General features: G+C 64.8%; 11 protein-coding genes and 1 tRNA gene. 6 read left to right on the top strand and 6 right to left on the bottom strand.

Annotation, left to right across the window (positions count from 1 at the left end):
- Window positions 1–4: 4 nt before the first annotated feature.
- The 3 genes from J8C05_RS10525 to J8C05_RS10515 are packed head-to-tail and all read right to left on the bottom strand — an operon-like array spanning window position 5 to window position 2,573.
- Window positions 5–958, bottom strand: a complete 954-nt coding sequence (locus J8C05_RS10525) for an alpha/beta fold hydrolase (protein WP_014100631.1) — start codon at window positions 956–958, stop codon at window positions 5–7.
- On the bottom strand, window positions 955–2,088 hold the full coding sequence (locus tag J8C05_RS10520) for a hypothetical protein (RefSeq protein WP_211422127.1): 1,134 nt from the start codon (window positions 2,086–2,088) through the stop codon (window positions 955–957). Before J8C05_RS10520 ends, J8C05_RS10525 begins: the two co-directional genes overlap by 4 nt.
- Complete coding sequence (locus tag J8C05_RS10515) at window positions 2,085–2,573, bottom strand: PH domain-containing protein (RefSeq protein WP_211422126.1); 489 nt, start codon at window positions 2,571–2,573, stop codon at window positions 2,085–2,087. Before J8C05_RS10515 ends, J8C05_RS10520 begins: the two co-directional genes overlap by 4 nt.
- Window positions 2,574–2,830: 257 nt before the next feature.
- Here J8C05_RS10515 and J8C05_RS10510 point away from each other — a divergent pair, with 257 nt between their 5' ends.
- The 4 genes from J8C05_RS10510 (at window position 2,831) to J8C05_RS10495 (ending at window position 10,096) form a co-directional block, all read left to right on the top strand.
- Entirely contained in the window at window positions 2,831–3,148 is a 318-nt protein-coding gene (locus J8C05_RS10510) for a DUF427 domain-containing protein (RefSeq protein ID WP_041569906.1), read from the top strand.
- Window positions 3,149–3,152: 4 nt separating this feature from the next.
- Window positions 3,153–5,624: a PAS domain-containing hybrid sensor histidine kinase/response regulator gene (locus J8C05_RS10505; RefSeq protein WP_211422125.1), complete on the top strand. Its 2,472-nt coding sequence runs from the start codon at window positions 3,153–3,155 to the stop codon at window positions 5,622–5,624.
- 11 nt (window positions 5,625–5,635) lie between these two features.
- On the top strand, window positions 5,636–6,610 hold the full coding sequence (locus J8C05_RS10500; protein ID WP_211422124.1) for a GSU2086 family protein: 975 nt from the start codon (window positions 5,636–5,638) through the stop codon (window positions 6,608–6,610).
- A gap of 174 nt (window positions 6,611–6,784) precedes the next feature.
- Window positions 6,785–10,096 carry a two-component regulator propeller domain-containing protein gene (locus tag J8C05_RS10495; protein WP_211422123.1) on the top strand — a complete coding sequence of 1,104 codons (3,312 nt, stop codon included), beginning with the start codon at window positions 6,785–6,787 and terminating at the stop codon, window positions 10,094–10,096.
- Window positions 10,097–10,129: 33 nt separating this feature from the next.
- Here the strand turns inward: J8C05_RS10495 and J8C05_RS10490 are convergent, their stop codons facing one another.
- Window positions 10,130–10,711 carry a prephenate dehydratase domain-containing protein gene (locus J8C05_RS10490; protein ID WP_211422122.1) on the bottom strand — a complete coding sequence of 194 codons (582 nt, stop codon included), beginning with the start codon at window positions 10,709–10,711 and terminating at the stop codon, window positions 10,130–10,132.
- Window positions 10,712–10,767: 56 nt separating this feature from the next.
- Between J8C05_RS10490 and sixA the strand changes: the two genes are divergently transcribed.
- Entirely contained in the window at window positions 10,768–11,277 is a 510-nt protein-coding gene (gene sixA, locus J8C05_RS10485; RefSeq protein ID WP_211422121.1) for a phosphohistidine phosphatase SixA, read from the top strand.
- Between the two features lie 11 nt (window positions 11,278–11,288).
- On the opposite strand, the gene J8C05_RS10480 is transcribed toward sixA, so the two are convergent.
- Entirely contained in the window at window positions 11,289–12,245 is a 957-nt protein-coding gene (locus tag J8C05_RS10480) for an ABC transporter ATP-binding protein (protein ID WP_211422120.1), read from the bottom strand.
- Between the two features lie 47 nt (window positions 12,246–12,292).
- Window positions 12,293–12,369, bottom strand: a tRNA-Glu gene (locus tag J8C05_RS10475).
- A 199-nt stretch (window positions 12,370–12,568) separates the two neighbouring features.
- Between J8C05_RS10475 and smc the strand changes: the two genes are divergently transcribed.
- Window positions 12,569–16,351: a chromosome segregation protein SMC gene (smc, locus tag J8C05_RS10470; RefSeq protein WP_211422119.1), complete on the top strand. Its 3,783-nt coding sequence runs from the start codon at window positions 12,569–12,571 to the stop codon at window positions 16,349–16,351.
- Window positions 16,352–16,381 lie beyond the last annotated feature (30 nt).

The raw sequence follows: 16,381 nt of genomic DNA, 5'->3' as shown, positions 1-16,381 counted from the left end.
TGCCTCAGTCAGCCGCCAGCCACTCGGCGGTCAGCCGTTCAATGTCGTCCGGCCGCTCAAACAGCACCAGGTGTCCGGTGCGCAGCAGAATGTGCAGGCGGGCCACCGGGATGGTCTGGGCCAGCCGTAAGCTGTCGGCAAAGGGAACGACGGGATCAAATTCGCCCGTGATGACCAGCGTCGGATGCGCCTGTCCGGTGGCTTGTTGCACCTGTGCCACCCGTTCCTGGCGGACCAGGTCGGTAACGGCTAAAAAAGCGGCCTGGGAATGGCAGTACACCAGGCTGGTGAATCCCATTTCAACGTCGCACCACGTAACTTCCCGTTGCGCAAGTGTCAGGGAAACGTAGCGATACACCAGGGTTTTTGAAGGGATGCGCCGAAGGGTGTCGAAGATCGTCTTGAGAATGGGAGGCAAAAGCTGCGCCCGCAGCGCGCTGTAGTCAAAGAGTCCAAAGTTCATCACCACCTGGCGTCCGACGCGCTCCGGCGCCAGCCTGCCGACCAGCAGCGCCACGGCCGAACCGAGCGAAAACGACACCAGGTGAAAGCGTTGGATGCCCAGCAGGTCAGCCAGGCGGAGTGTATCCTGCGCCAGGGTGGGCAGGGTGTAGTCATCCTGTGGATCGGCGTCGGAAAAGCCATGGCCGCGAAAGTCGAAGGCAATGACCCGGAAGCCGTGCTGCCCAAGCGCGGGGGCAAGCCGATAGAACCAGTAGGAAGAACAGTCCCAGCCGTGCAGAAGCATCACGGCAGGGCCGTCCACCGGGCCGTACTCATAGGCGTGATGCCGGATACCGCCCAGCCGGATAAACCGGGCCCGGCTGGCAAACTCGCGCATCGTGGCCAGGACCGCCAGTTGGAGCGGGGCAGTTTCACGCCGTTCCCGTGCGGCAAGCTCATCGAGATGGCGGCAGAACTTTTCGGTGGCAAATACAAACTCTGGTTGGGTGGTCAATCGGTCAACCGCTTGACGGACGCCCTCCCGGCGTCGGGCAGCGTCCGGCTTTCGTGAAGATCGAGCCGCAGCATCGTGTCGGCCGCAATGAAGCCATCGCCGGCCCGCTGTCGGCGCCAGTAGAAGAATGCCCCGCCGGCGACCGCGCCAAGCAGCACCATGCCAAACCCGGCGAGGACGACGAAGGAAGCAATGCTGATCAGAAGCTGGCCGACGTTGCGAATGTCCTGTTGCGGCGTTCGGGCTGGCGTGCCAAAACGGGGTGGGGGCTCCCCTAACCAGCGTACAACATAGTCGTATTCGACGCGCTCCACCGCCGCCTGTGCGCGGAGCATGTCCCGGATGCCGTCGGCAATCACGATGAAATTGCCCCGGCGTGCCACCAGACAGGTTGTGGAAGCCAGTGGCCGGGCGGCCTCCAGCGCAGCGGTGGCGTCCTGTGGCGTGGGATATTCCGCCACCAGAAAATGATCAAAGGGCGCGGCGGGCGTGTAGTCGGCCCAGGCAAAGGCGCTGCCCGGCGGCGTCAGCAGAGCCGGGGCCGGCAACCAATTGGCACGTGCCAGTCCCAGTGTCCCGACCACATAGTGCTCCGTGTCGGGCTGGAGGGCCTGCGTGGGGAGCTTGCGCAGCACGACCGGACGTGGGTCGGTTTCTTCCGGCGGAAGCGTCGCCTGCCAGGCCGTGAGTTTGTCCCGCAGAAAAGACCGGACGGCAGCGCGTTTTTCTGTGTCGTCACCGGCGGCGACGGTCAGCACCGTGTCGCCCAGGGCCTCGCCGCCAATCAGCCTGGCCAGTCCCATGGCGCGTCCCTGGTTCGGACACCGGTACAGCACAAAGGTGATGCCCTCCCGCCGGCCGCGGTGCAGCCAGGTCACGCCAAATTCCCGTGCCAGAGCACGCTCATCAGCGGCTGCAATGTCGGCCGGCCACGGCGCGTCTGGCGAAAAGCTCTGGCGGATGCCCAACTCGCGGGTGGGAAACGGCCGTCCGGCGGTTTCGTCGCGCATGACGCGCTGCCCTGGAGCCGCCGGCCCGGAAAGTGCCGTGACGCTGCTGAGGAGCAGCCAGCCCCACACCACGCACCACCGCAGACCGTCTCTCTGCCGCGAGCACCATACCTGCGTCATGGGTGTGGGACTCCGGCACGCTGGAGAATCTGATCCGCCACCAGGCGCGGTTGATGAATATGCCGCAGGGTGATGTTTCCTGTCGCGGAGGCGCTGTCCACAATCACATGGCCCAACCCGAACAGGCGTTGCAGCAGCGTCTGCTCCACGGTCACGTCCTGCACTTTGGAGAGGGGGATGTTGCGTACCGTTTTGGAGAAAATCCCGGTGCTGATTTCGATTTTGTCCGGTGTCAGCGTGTAGGTTTCAGCCCACTGGTGGGCATGTTTCCACAGCGCCACGCCAAAGGGCACCAGGCAGAGGCCAATCGTGAGAAAGGGAACAGCCGGAGCCAGGCGCGTCCAGATGAGGGCTTCCACAATGCCACCCAGAACAACCAGAATCAGCGTGAGCACCACAGCCAACCCATACCACAGCCCGACAAAAAGAAAGGTCTGGCGAAAAACGACCGGTGCGGGGGGTGACGTTGAAGCCGGGTCCGTCATCGTGCAGCGCAACCTCCAGACTGCCAGTGACCGTTGTGGACGGTCCGTGAGTGGGCGTAACTGTACGCCAAACGTTGCCACGAGGGTAGCCGCTGCTGCCAGATGTTCGGACTGCCCGTGCTGGCATGAGCGGCAAATCGCGCTATGATGCGGAACGCAACCAGCGCCAGAACGCCTTCAAGTGTTACTATCACGATGTTTTGCGGCCGGCAGACGGCCGTTCCCGAAACCGTAGGTTCAGTCAGTGGTGTCAAAATATGCGGGTGACAATCAAGGAACGCGCGACGGGAACTGTGCTTGCCACAACGGATGATCCCAACCAGGTGCTTGCCTTTGAAGGCAACTGGTATTTTGCGCCGGCGGCCGTCAATCAGGACGTGCTCAAGGTGACGGCCAACACCTACACGTGCGGTTACAAAGGCACGTGCAACTGGGTGAACTTTGACGACGGCGCACATGCGACGCCGCAGGTGGCCTGGGTGTATCCAAGCCCAAAACCGGGCTACGAGCAGATTGCGGGGCGCTATGGCTTCTACGCTGGCGACCGTCTGACCACGGTGGAAGAGCGCGCGTAAGCCGATGATGGACGAAGCTGGGACGGCAACCGGTTTTGAAGGTCAGTGTGAGCCGCTGCCAGCCGGAGACATGGCTTTGGCGGCGGCGCAGCAGCGCATCGCCCAGCTTGAAGCGGCCCTGCAGGAAGCCGGACGGACGATTCAGGCCCTGCGCGAAAGCGAACTGCGTTACCGGGAAATCTTTGACGGCGCTTCCGACATCATCCTCGTACTGGGACTCGATGGCCGCCGTCTGGCCTGGAGTCCGGCCGGCGAGCGCATTCTGGGCTACAGCGCCGAGGAAATTCAGGCGATGTCGGTGCGGGAGTTTTCACACCTCGTCGTTCCTGAGCACCGCGAACGGGTACGCCGGGCGCTGCGCGACAAAACCGAAGATGGGGTGGTGGAGTCGCACTACGAGGCGGATTTCACCGCCAAGGATGGGCGGCGGGTGACGCTTGAAGTCAACTCCCGGCTTTTGTTTCGGGACGGCCGTCCCGTGGCCATCCAGGGTATCTTGCGCGACATCACCAACCGCAAGCGCATCGAGCAGGCGTTGCGTGAAAGCGAAGCGCGCTACCGTGACCTGTTCGAGAATGCCAACGACATCGTCTATGTCCACGACTTCGAGGGCCGTTTTCTCTCCATCAACCGCAAGGTCGAGCGGGTTTTGGGCTACACCCCGGCGGATACCAGGCACCTGACGCTGACCCACATCGTTACGCCGGAGCACCGGGCGCGGGCGCTGCAAGCCATTGCCGACAAACTCGCCGGGAAGACGGAAACGACACAGTACGAACTCGATGTCATTGCCAAAAATGGACAGCGCGTGACGCTCGAAATCAGCTCCCGGCTGTTTTATGAGAACAGCGTACCGGTAGGCATCCACGGCACGGCGCGGGACGTGACCAAGCGCCGGCAGATGGAAAAAGCCCTGCGCGAAAGCGAGGCGCGCTATCGCACCCTGTTTGACAGCGCCCAGGATGTCATTTACTGCCATGACCTGCAGGGTCACGTTCTGGACATCAATCCGGCAGCGGAAAAGCTGTTCGGGTATCGGCGGGACGAGGCGCGTTCCATCAATGTGGTGGACCTCCTCCTGCCGGAAAGCCGCCCGGTTGCACTGGCGGCCATCAAACCCCTGCTCGATGGCACGGAAACAACGGTTCGCTATGAGGCAACCCTGCTGGCCCGTGACGGCCGCCGGATTACCCTGGAGATGATCACCTGGCTCGTGCTGGAAAACGGCACGCCGGTGGCCTTTCAGGGGATTGGGCGGGATCTGACCGAGCGGCGGCTGTCCGAACGCGCCCTGCGCGAAAGTGAGGAACGTTTCCGCCGGATTTTCGATGCCGCCCCGCTGGGCATTGTCCTCGTGTCGCTGACCGGACAGATTTTGCGCGCCAATCGCGCCCTGTGTGAGTGGCTGGGCTACGCGCCGGAAGAGATCGTCGGACGGCCGCATACGGATTTCATTCCGCCTGAAGACACTGAAGAGTCCATGCGCCTGGCCCGCCGGCTGGTCGAAGACGCCAAGCTGTCTAGTTTTCAGGCAGAAAGACGCTACCTTACCAAACATGGTCAGGTGGTATGGGGACGGCTGACGGTCGTGGCCCTGCGCAACGGTGAGGAGCAGCCACAGTACCTGCTGGGCATGATCGAGGACATCACCCAGCAGCGCCTGCTGGAAGAACAGGTGCGGCATGCCCAGAAAATGGAAGCCGTGGGGCAGTTGGCCGCCGGGATTGCCCACGAGTTCAACAACCTGTTGACGGTCGTTGCCGGGTACGCCGGTTTGCTCGAACGCCGCCTTGCGCCGACTTCGGTCGAGCGTTCCTCGCCCGATCTGCTCCACCGCTACGCCAGGGACATTCTGACGGCCGTTTCGCGGGCTTCCGTCCTGACCGGCCAGTTGCTGGCCTTCGGGCGCAAACAGCCGCAGCAGCTTGCGCCGCTGAACCTCAATGAACTGGTACTCGATGCCGTCCGTATGCTGCGCCCGCTGCTGGAGCCGCACATCACCCTCGTCACCGACCTGTCGCCGGATTTGGGCATCGTGGTGGCTGACCGGCAACAACTGGAGCAGGTGCTGACAAACCTGGCCGTCAATGCGCGGGATGCCATGCCCAAGGGCGGTACGCTCACGCTGATGACACTCAATGTCTGGCATGAGTCCCGGCCGGAAACGCGCAGCCGGGCAATGTTTCGGCGGAAGGCCGTCCGCGACGAAACCATGCAGATGCACCCCTACGTCATGCTGGCCGTGTCCGATACCGGCACGGGGATGAGCGAGGAGGTGCGCCAGCGCATCTTCGAGCCGTTTTTCACGACCAAACCCGTCGGTAAGGGCACGGGGCTGGGCTTGTCCGTGGTCGAAGGCATCATTGCCCAGAACAAAGGGTTCATCACCGTCGAAAGCGAAGTCGGCAAAGGGACAACCTTCCGCATTTTCCTGCCACGCGGTGAGCTGTTGCAGGCGGCCCCTGCCGGGAGTTGAGGTGCGTTGTCGTGGATGATCTGCCGCCGAAAAGTTGCTATGCCACGCCGCCGCTGGAGTTCACGGGGCTGAACACCTATCCGCTGGCGGAACGTCCGAGCAAGGTTTCGGCGCGTGATCTGTCCCGTCCCTGTCCGCCGGGGGCGAGTCTCCAGACCTTTTTCGCTTCCCTGCCCAACCTGCTTGCCGTCAATGAACTGCGCGCCGCCGTTACGGCCGTGCGGTCTGCCCGGAGCCGGGGGCGCGCGGTGATTGCCGGTTTCGGCGGCCACGTCATCAAGTGTGGGCTGGGCCCCATCCTGATTGACCTCATGGCGCGGGGGTTCATTACGGCCCTTGCCGGCAACGGGTCAAGCGCCATTCACGACTTTGAAATTGCGCTCGTCGGGGCGACTTCGGAAGACGTGGATGCCACCCTGGGGCGCGGCGCTTTTGGCGGTGCGGAAGAAACCGGGCAGGGCGTCAACGCGGCATGCACGGCGGCGGCGGCGGATGGCATCGGGTTGGGCGAGGCGCTTGGCCGCTGGCTGGAAGCGGCGCAGCCGCCCTATGCTGACCAATCGGTGCTTGTTCAGGCGTACCGGCGGCGCATCCCGGTCACGGTGCACGTCGCCATCGGCACGGACATCACCCACATTCACCCTACGGCCGTCGGGGCGCACATCGGCGCGGCCACCCACCACGACTTTCGCCTGCTGTGCAGCCTCGTGCGGGAACTGCACGACGGCGGCGTGTACCTGAACTTCGGTTCGGCCGTCATCCTGCCGGAGGTCTTTCTCAAGGCCGTGACGACGGTGCGCAATCTGGGCTACCCGTTGACCGACTTCACAACGGTCAACTTTGATTTCATCCAGCACTATCGCCCGCTGACCAACGTCGTACGCCGTCCGGTGGCCGGCAGCCGCGGCCGCGGCATTGCCCTGACGGGGCATCACGAGCTGCTCATTCCGCTCTTTGCTGCCGCCCTCAGCGAGATGCCCGGCTGACCCGGGCACGGCTGGATAGACATCAGCCCAGGGCTGTGAAAAAGTGCTGCCCGGTTGTGTGGCGGTGGTTACACTCGTGCCCCCGGCGTGTGTAAGCTGGCACTCTTGGCAGGCCATTTCTGTGATGCGCACCACCCGGAAGCGGGGATGGATTGCGCAGCGTACAGGTTTCCCATGCGGTGGTGGTTGGTACGTGGTCTGGTACTGCTGATGGGCTGGCAGATGGCGCTTCTGTCTGCCCTGGGCGACCCACGTCCGGCGACCGCCATCTTCGAGCGGTTCACCCGTGAACAAGGGCTGTCCAGTGATGCGGTTCACTGCCTCTGGCAGGACCAGCGTGGTTTTCTCTGGATTGGCACGGAAGACGGGCTGAATCGTTACGACGGGCGGACCTTCAGGGTGTATCGCCACCAGCCCGACCAACCCGGCTCCCTGCCGGGCAACTTTGTTCATCAGCTATATGAAACCCGTGACGGCACGCTCTGGGTTGCCTTGAGTAAGTTCGGTTTTTGCCGTTACGACCACCACACCGACACCTTTGTTGGCTACGAGAGCCAGTCGCGGTATGAACAGCTCCAAAGTTTTTATGAAGACCGGCAGGGCATCCTGTGGGTGTGCGCCGAAGGTGGCTTGTGGCGACTGGACCGCCAGCGGGAAGACTTCCGCCGCTGCGATTTGAACATACCCGACAGCGGCGATGTGTATCAGGTCTGCGAGGATCAGGCGGGGCAGTTCTGGATTACCGGCAACAGGGGATTGCTGCGGTTCGATCCGGCAACCGGGGCGGCAAGGGTGGTGTTTCCGGCGCTGGTTTCAAACGCTGGCGGCGGACGATGCCGAATCCATGGAGTGACACCGGAGGGTTGGTTACGCCTGGCCGTGGGGGATTCCGCCCTGGCACTGTTTGACCCGGTCCGGGAGCGTTGCGTAATGCAACTGGATACGATGGGCAGGACACTGGATGCCCTGCCGACGGAAGGGGCTGTGGGACAATCCGGGGCGTATGTGTTGCTGTGGGAGGACCAGACCGTCTGGTTGGGCAGGTCCGGCGGCCTGCTTCAGCAACTCGATCTCCGCCGCCGTACCTGTCAGACATTTGCGCCCAATCCGAAACGCCCGGGCGCCTTGGTCACGTCCGAGTTGGCCTGCGTGTTGCGCGACCGTGCCGGCGTGCTGTGGTTTGGCGATATGGTTGCCGGGCTGTTCCGGTTTTCCCCCACCCGCAACCGGTTTGAACTCTATCGGCATCACCCTTTTGACGAAAACTCCCTGTCGAATGACTACATCCGGGGCATCTTTGAAGACCGGCAGGGGAACGTCTGGGTGGCGACCCAGCACGGCGGCCTTAACTGCCTTGACCGGCAGACCAGCCGTGTGACGCGATACCGCGCCCGCCCTGCCGATCCCCGGAGATTGCGTTCAGATGAGGTCCGGGCCGTGTATGAAGACCGGCGGGGCGACCTGTGGGTGGGAACAAAGGTCGGCCTCCAGCGGCTGGACCGGGTGCGGGGAAGCTTCCAGAGCCTGCCGGCGCTGCCGGGCAAGGTGTGGGTATATGTCATATATGAAGACGCCCGGGGCGCGCTCTGGGTCGGCGGCGTAGGAGGCCTGTACGAAATCTCACCCGACCGACGGCAATGCCGGGACCACACGCCTGATGTGCAGCAGGCCTCGTCCGTACGACGGATTGAAGTTCAGACCATCCATGTCTCGCCACGGGATGGACAGATGTGGATTGGCCTGGCCTATCGCGCCCTGCGCTACGACCCGGTGCACCAGTCGTACCGGGAGTATCGCGTGGACACACGACCGGAATATGGCACGCCTTATGTCACGCACTTTGCCGAGGACCGGGAGGGAACGCTGTGGATGGTGACGAAAGGGGCCGGGCTGTGCCGCTTCGATGCCGCGCGGGAAACCTTCACCCACATCACGGAGAGGGACGGGCTGCCGCACAACAACTGCTACGCAATGTTTCCCGACGCGGACGGGACGTTCTGGCTCAGCAGCGATGCCGGCATCGTACACTTCGACCCGGTCAGGATGCGCTTCCGGTCCTACACCGTGGCGGATGGGCTTCAGGGGCCGGAGTTCAACCGCTTTTCGGCCTTCCGCAATGCCCGTGGGGAACTGTTTTTTGGTGGCACGAATGGTCTCAACGTGTTTCATCCGTCCAATCTGGTGAACAACCCGGTCCCGCCGCCGGTGGTGTTGACGGAGGTGCGGGTCAGCGGCGTGGCGCAGCCGGCGTGGGAAGGTATGGCGCTCAGGCTGCCGCATGACCGGAATGCCCTTGACCTTGGTTACGCCGGGCTGGATTTTCACGTCCCGGAAGACAATCGCTACCGGTGTCGGCTGGAAGGCTTCGACCGTGAGTGGCGCGACATGGGAGAGCGCCGGGAGGTGAGTTACACGAATCTCCCGCCGGGGCAGTATCGGTTCTGGGTGATGGCGGCCAATCACGACGGCGTGTGGGGGACTGGAAAGCCATTGCTGACGCTGGAGATACGGCCGCCGTGGTGGCAGACCTGGCCGGCCTACATCGGGTTTGTCACGCTGGGCGGGCTGGCGCTGTACGGCGGCGTGCGCTGGCGGCTGCGGCAGTTGGTGGCGCGTACCCGGTGGCTGGAGGAGAAGGTTGCCGAACGAACGCATGAAGTGACGCGCAAGAACGAGGAACTCGCCGCCCAGCGGCGCGAGATGCTGGAAAGCCTGAGCTATGCCCAGACCATTCAGCAGGCGATGCTGCCTTCGACGGAGACGCTGACAGCGGCGCTGGGCGGGCATTTCGTCCTGTGGAAGCCGAAGGACATCGTATCAGGTGATTTCTACTGGCTGCACGAGCAGGATGGGGAGGTGGTGCTGGTCGTGGCCGACTGTACCGGTCACGGTGTGCCGGGGGCGTTTATGTCCACGATTGGGAACGACCTGCTTGAGAAAATCGTGGCTGACCAGGGCGTACGGCAGCCAGCCGAGATTCTGCACCAGCTTCATCACGGAATTCAGCGCGTGCTCAGGCAGGGCGAACGCCAGACGCTGATGGACGGGATGGATGCCGCCGTCTGCACCCTGCATCGGGAAACGGGGCGGCTGGTCTTTGCCGGGGCGCGCCGACCGCTCTACCTCGTGGCCGACGGCGTACTGACGGAACTCAAAGGTGATCGGGCAACGGTGGGGGGCGGCGGCCGCGAGCGAAGCCCCCGGCGCTTCACCCCGCAGCAGGTGACGCTGACGCCCGGGATGATGCTGTATCTCACCACGGACGGCTTTGCCGACCAGCCGAATGACCGGGGAAAGAAGTATGGGACGCGCCGCCTGCTGGAAGTGCTGGTCAGCGTGTCCGGGCTGCTGCCGGCCGAGCAGTGTGTCCGGCTCGAAGCCGAGCTGGCGGCCCACATGGGGGCTGAAGCCCAACGGGATGACATCACGGTGTTCGGATTCCGTGTGGCGCTTCCATCCCCGTCCCGGAACGGAGAGGCAATCTGAGTGCGCCGCCGTCGGAGACGGCCTGCCCGGCTGTTATGGAGTGCCTGCCGCAGCGCGGCACAGAACGAAGTGGGTGGCGTTGTCCGGGCGGTCGGCAATCTGCGCGGCCACAACCTGTAACCCGTAGTGCCGGGCGGCCTGGCGCGAGGCAATCGCCAGCAGGTTGGGCCGCGCCTGTTGCCGCACCAGCCGCGCTGCGCCGGCGGTGTCATAGACCGTTGTGGCGCGCAGGTGCGGATGCCGGGCCAGAAAGCGGCGGCACTGCCGCAGCGCCTGCCAGTGTGACAGGACGTGGGTTGCCGTGGCCAGCGTGGCGTCCGGCAGCCCCAGCAGGCAGTGTTCGATGGGGAGCCACAGCGTCGTGACCACGACCAGCGGCTGGGTGGCGAGAAGCTGTTGCACTTCAGGAACGGGGCCGGCAATGACGTTTTCCGTCGGCAGGATGCCCAACTCGACCTCCCGTGCGAGCAGGGCGGCACACACCCGGGCAAAGGTCGGGTAGGGCTGTGGAAGCCCGAACCGGGCCGCGGCCATTTCACTGTACGCACCCGGTTCGCCCTGAAACGCCACACGCGGCGCGGAAGCCGGAGGTGGTAGGTTGGTTTCAATCGTCATTGCCTGGCGCTCCTGCCGGCCAATGCTGCTTTCTCACGCAAGCGAGGTGATTTCCGATGGAACTGTACCTGATGCGCCACGCCATTGCCCACGACGTGGGGGCCGATGGCTCGCGCACGGATGCCGAACGGACACTGACGGCGGAAGGCCGTGCCAACACGCGGGCGGCCGCCCAGGCCATGCGCCGGTTGGAACTTGATTTCGACGCCATCTGGACAAGTCCGCTGGCACGCGCGCGCCAGACAGCGGACATCGTGGCGGAAGTCCTCAAAAAGCCACACTGCCTGCGGGAAGTCCCGGAACTCGCTCTGGGCGCTGCGCCGGAGCGGGTCATCCGGGCGCTGCTGCGTCTGGAGCGCGGCAGCAGCGTCCTGCTGGTCGGGCATGAGCCTGACCTGAGCCGGCTGGTGGCCTTTCTGGTCTGGGGAAGCCTCGATGCCGACCGCCTGGACTTCAAAAAAGGCGCTCTGTGCCGCGTGGACGGGCGCTTCGGGCTGGGCGGCGGCAAGGCGACGCTGCGGTGGTTTCTCACGCCAAAGCAACTCCGGCTGCTGGCGGCAACCTGATGGCAAAGGCTTTAGCGTCGGACGCAGCGGACGGCGTGGCCCTGTTGTGCGTCGAGGACTTTCAGGGCCAGCTCGCCCTGCCGACACTCCGGCCGGGCTTCCGGGCAGCGCGGGGCAAAGGCGCAGCCGGGCGGCAGGGCCGTCAGTTTGGGCACGACGCCTTCAATGGTTGGCAGGCGCGCTTCCTGCCGCCCCAGACGCGGCACACTTGCCAGAAGTCCCTGCGTGTACGGGTGTTGCGGACGTGAAAACAGGATTTCGACCGGTGCGGTCTCGACAATGCGCCCGGCGTACATCACGGCGGCCCGGTGGGCCACCTGCGCCACCACGCCCAGGTCGTGCGTGATGAGCAGCACGCCCAGGTTGCGCTCCCGCTGCTGGACGGCGATGAGTTCCAGAATCTGCGCCTGAATCGTCACATCGAGCGCCGTGGTTGGTTCATCGGCGATGAGCAACTGTGGGTTGCAACTGAGCGCCATGGCAATCATGACGCGCTGGCGCATGCCGCCGGACACTTCGTGGGGATACTGGCGGGCGCGCCGTGCCGGATCGGGAATGGCCACTGACGCCAGCGCTTCCACGGCCTGCTGCCAGGCCTGACGGGACGAAAGCCCCTTGTGGCGGCGGAGGGCTTCCGCGATCTGTTCCCCGACGGTAAAGACCGGGTTGAGCGAGGTCATCGGGTCCTGAAAAATCATCGCCATGTGCGAACCGCGCAGCGCGGCAGCTTCGGCCGGCGTACGCAACTCACGTCCGGCAAAGCTGATACGGCCGGCAACGATGCGTCCGGGCGGCGACACCAGACCCATGATCGAAAGTGCCGTCACGGACTTTCCCGAACCCGACTCGCCCACGAGCGCCAGCGTTTCGCCCCGTTCAATGGTCAACGACACGTCATCCACGGCCGGGACGACACCCGCGCGGGTAGGGAAGTGCGTCCGCAGCCCTTCGACGACGAGCAAGGCCATGTGCGGGAAAGCCAACCTGACAGGATGGGATGAAAAGGCGGTCGGGGTGGTACCGCTAACGGGGCTCGAACCCGTACTCTCCGCCGTGAGAGGGCGGCGTGTTAACCGGTTACACCATAGCGGCCCGTAACCGGCGATTGTAACCCAAGGTGTGCCTTACGCCAAGCCGGTTCACGGGTGTCGTCCGCGCTGGCGGAAACGCCCGGCAGGTCAACAATTGACAGCCCGTGGCCGCAACCTTTAGTGTCTGGCATCGCTTGAAAGCGCACATCTTGCGCTTTGCGGCGCGAACGGCCTCCACCGGCGCCCGGTCTGAACCCGCCATGCTTCGTCTCGATAAACTCGAACTCCGTGGTTTCAAAAGCTTCTGCGACGCCACCGAAGTCCTGTTCCATCCCGGCGTCACGGCCATTGTGGGCCCGAACGGCTGCGGCAAAAGCAACATCGTGGATGCCATCACCTGGGTGCTGGGGGAACAGTCGGCCAAAAATCTGCGCGGCGGCAAAATGGAGGATGTCATCTTCAACGGAACCCGGCAGCGGAAGCCGCTGGGCCTGGCGGAAGTCACGCTGACCTTCACCGCCGTGGAGGACCTTGCCGAGGGGCGTCCGCTGGCGGAAGCCGACGATCCGACCGGCGCCCTGCTGGCCGCCAACGAGTCAGTGCAGGAAGACGCCACGGCAACCGATCCCCCGGCGGCTGCGGCCCGGCGGCGTCCCCGGCTGCCACGCCTGCTCGCCGGGGAGAAAATCACCATCGGACGCCGGCTGTACCGGAGCGGCGACAGCGACTACCTGATGAACGGCCGCCTCTGCCGGCTGCGTGACATCCAAGATTTTTTCAGCGGCACGGGCCTGAGCCGGGCGCACTATGCCATCATCGAGCAGGGACGCATCGGACAGGTGCTTTCCGCAAAGCCCCAGGAACGCCGGGCACTCATCGAAGAAGCCGCCGGCATCGGACGTTTCAAAGCCAAACGCCACCAGACCGAACTCAAGCTCGAAGCCACCCGCCAGAACCTGGCCCGGCTCACCGATCTCATCGGCGAAATTGAGCGCTCCATCGCCAATCTCAAGCGTCAGGCGCAGAAATCACGCCGGTTTGTCGCCCTGCGGGAAGAACTCCGGGCGGCCCAGCGGCAATATCTGGCGCTGGCTTACGCGCGCTTGCAGTCCAGCCGGGCATCTCTGGCGGAAACCCAGGCCGCACTGGCGGCTGAGCATGCGCAGTGCCGGTCTGAACTGTCCCGCCTGGCTGCGTCTCTGGCCACGGCACGTGAGGCAACCCGGCAGGCCGAAGATGACCTTGCCGCCGCGCGTTCGGCAGCGTCGGCCGCCGAACGCGAACGCGAACGGCTGCGACACGCCAAGGCCAGTCTGGAAGCCGAGGTGCTGCGTCTCGATGAGCGGGCGGCCGAGTTGGCCACCGCCAGCGAGCAGACGGCTGAACGCCAACGCTGGTTGCAGGGCGCTTTGGCACAGGCGCAGACACAGACGGCGCAACTGGCTGCGGAACTGGCGGCCATCGAGGCCGAACTGTCCCAGGCCAACCGGAAGCATCAGGCGGCCGTCGCCGAGGTACACACTGCCGAAACGGACTATGAACAAGCCCGCCAGCAGCATTTGACGGCCCTGACCCGCGCCGAACGACTCCGGCACCAGGTTGAACAGCTTACCGAGGCAGCCACCCGGCTGGCGCGGCAGCGGCAATCGCTGGAACAGGAACAGCGCCGCGCGGCCGAACGGCAGTCCCAGGCACTGGCCGAATGCGCCGCGGCGGAGGCCGCTTTGCACGATCACGAGCAACGGCTGGCCGCCGTTCAGACCGAATTGACGGCGGCGCAGACAACACTTGCTGAAGTGCAGACCGCCCACCGGGCACTGACCGACCGGCTGGCTGAAGTCCGGCGGGCGCACCAGCGCGCCGAAGACCGCCGGCAGGCACTGGAGGAACTCGACCGGCAGCATGCCCACTACACATCCACGGTGCGGCTGCTCTTTGAGCGGGCCGCGGAGATTCCCGGTTTCCAGCCGCTTGGCACGCTGGCTGACGTTCTCGTGGTGCGGGATGGCTACGAAAGCCTCGTGGAAGATGTGCTGGGCGAAGTTTTGCAGGCAGTCATCGTGCCAACGGTAGCCGCAGCGCGGGCGGCCGCCGACTGGTTGACCGCTGCCCAGGCCGGACGCGCCACCCTGCTCGTGACGGGCATTCATGGCGGCGCCGATGGGGCCGGCGCGGCCGCCACCAGACCGGAATCGCCGCCGACGCATTTCTGGGATGTGCTGGGTGTACCGGAGCACCTTGCGGCCGCCGTACGGCAGTCTTTCCCACATCTGGCCGAAGCCCGGCTGGTACCGTCGCTGGAGGCGGCTCTGGAAGCATCCGCCGATGACCCGGCGCGGCTGTTCATCACTCCGGCCGGCGAGCAGGTTCTGGGTGCGCTGCGGCTGACGGCCGGACGGGGAACGGCCAAGAGCATTCTGCGTGTCAAACGTGAACTGCGCGCCCTGCATGCCGAGGCACGGGCCGCCGCCGAAACCCTGGCAACACTGGAGCAGGAACAGGCGCAACTGGCGACCCGGCAGGCGGCGGCGCGGCAGCAGTGCGACGCCCTGGATGCCGAACTGCGCCAGCTTGAAGCCCACCGGGCCGCCCAGGCCGTGGAGGTTGCCCAGCGCCGCCGGGACGTGGAGCGGGCCAACCAGCACGTCGCTGTCGTGGCCGCCGAGCAGCGCCAGCTCGACGCTGAAGCCGGACAGCTTGCGCCCCGGCGCACCGCCCTGGAAACCGAACTCGCCGCAGCCATTGCCCAGCGGGAAACCGCCGAACAGGCTGTGCTGGCCGGGCAGCAACGCCTGGCGCAGCTTCGTCCGGCGGTTGAGACGGCCGCGCAGGCGTTGGCCGAGTTGCGTACCCAGGCGGCCGGCCGGCTGGAACGTCACCGCGCCGCCGAAGGGGAACTGCGGCGGCTCGAACGGGAATGGCGCGAACTGGAACAACGCCTGGCGCACCTGGCTGTTGAGCGCGCCACACTTCAGACGCGCCTCAGTGACTGTCAGCAGCAGCTTGCCGCGTGCCTGAGCCAGGAAGTGGCAGCGGAAGCGGCCGTTGTCGCAGTCCTGAAGCAGGTAGCGTCTGCCGAAGCCCGTTTGTCCGACAGCCGCCGGGAACTGGAACGTCTCGACGGTGAACAGCAGGCGGCCCAGGCCGTGGAACGTGACCTTCGGGAACGGCTGGCGACGGTTGAAGTCAGTGCCGCCAAAATCGCGGCTGAACTGGAGTATCTCGACCGCCACTGCCAGACCGAGTTGGGCTGTACGCTGGAGGCACTGCCACCGGCCGAGGTCCCGACATCGGACCCGGAGCCACTGGAACGGGAACTGTCAGAACGGATAGCGACACTCAAGGAGTCCATTGCGGCCCTTGGCTCCATCAACATGCTGGCGCTGGAAGAACTGGCTGAAGCCGAAAGCCGCCACGAATTTCTGACGGCGCAGCGGGCGGATGTTCTGGATTCGATAGCGGCAACGGAAGAGACGCTCAGGGAAATCCGCCAGCGCACGAAGCATCGCTTCCGCGAGGCTTTTGACCGCATCAATGCCTATTTCGGGGAAATTTTCCAGGAACTGTTCGGAGGCGGCCGGGGCGAAATGCTGCTCATCGAGCCGGATGACCCGCTGGAGTCCGGTATCGAGGTTGTCGCCCAGCCGCCGGGCAAGCGGTTGCAGTCGGTGCTGCTACTTTCCGGGGGCGAAAAGGCCATGGCGGCCATGGCGCTGATACTGGCCATTTTCCGCTACCGGCCGAGTCCGTTCTGTGTGCTGGATGAAGTGGATGCACCGCTTGACGAAGCCAACATTGACCGCTTCACCGAAAAGGTACGGGCGATGAGTCGGCACACGCAGTTTCTCGTGGCCACGCACAACAAGCGCACCATGGAAGCCGCCGACTCGATTTATGGCGTGACCATGCCGGAGCCGGGCGTCTCCAAACTGCTCTCCGTACGCTTCGATGACAAGCCTTCCGTGACGCCAACGGCTTCTGCTTCAGAGGTTGCATCGTCGGACGCCGACGTTGTTTCCAGCACGCTGGGCGTCATCGGCTGAGGTTGGTCAGCGGACGCTGGAACCGGCTCC

Source organism: Chloracidobacterium sp. N, assembly GCF_018304765.1.
GTDB classification, from domain to species: Bacteria; Acidobacteriota; Blastocatellia; order Chloracidobacteriales; family Chloracidobacteriaceae; genus Chloracidobacterium; species Chloracidobacterium aggregatum.
The sequence above is the reverse complement of the archived record's forward strand: the minus strand, read 5'-3'. Positions and strand labels throughout refer to the sequence as shown.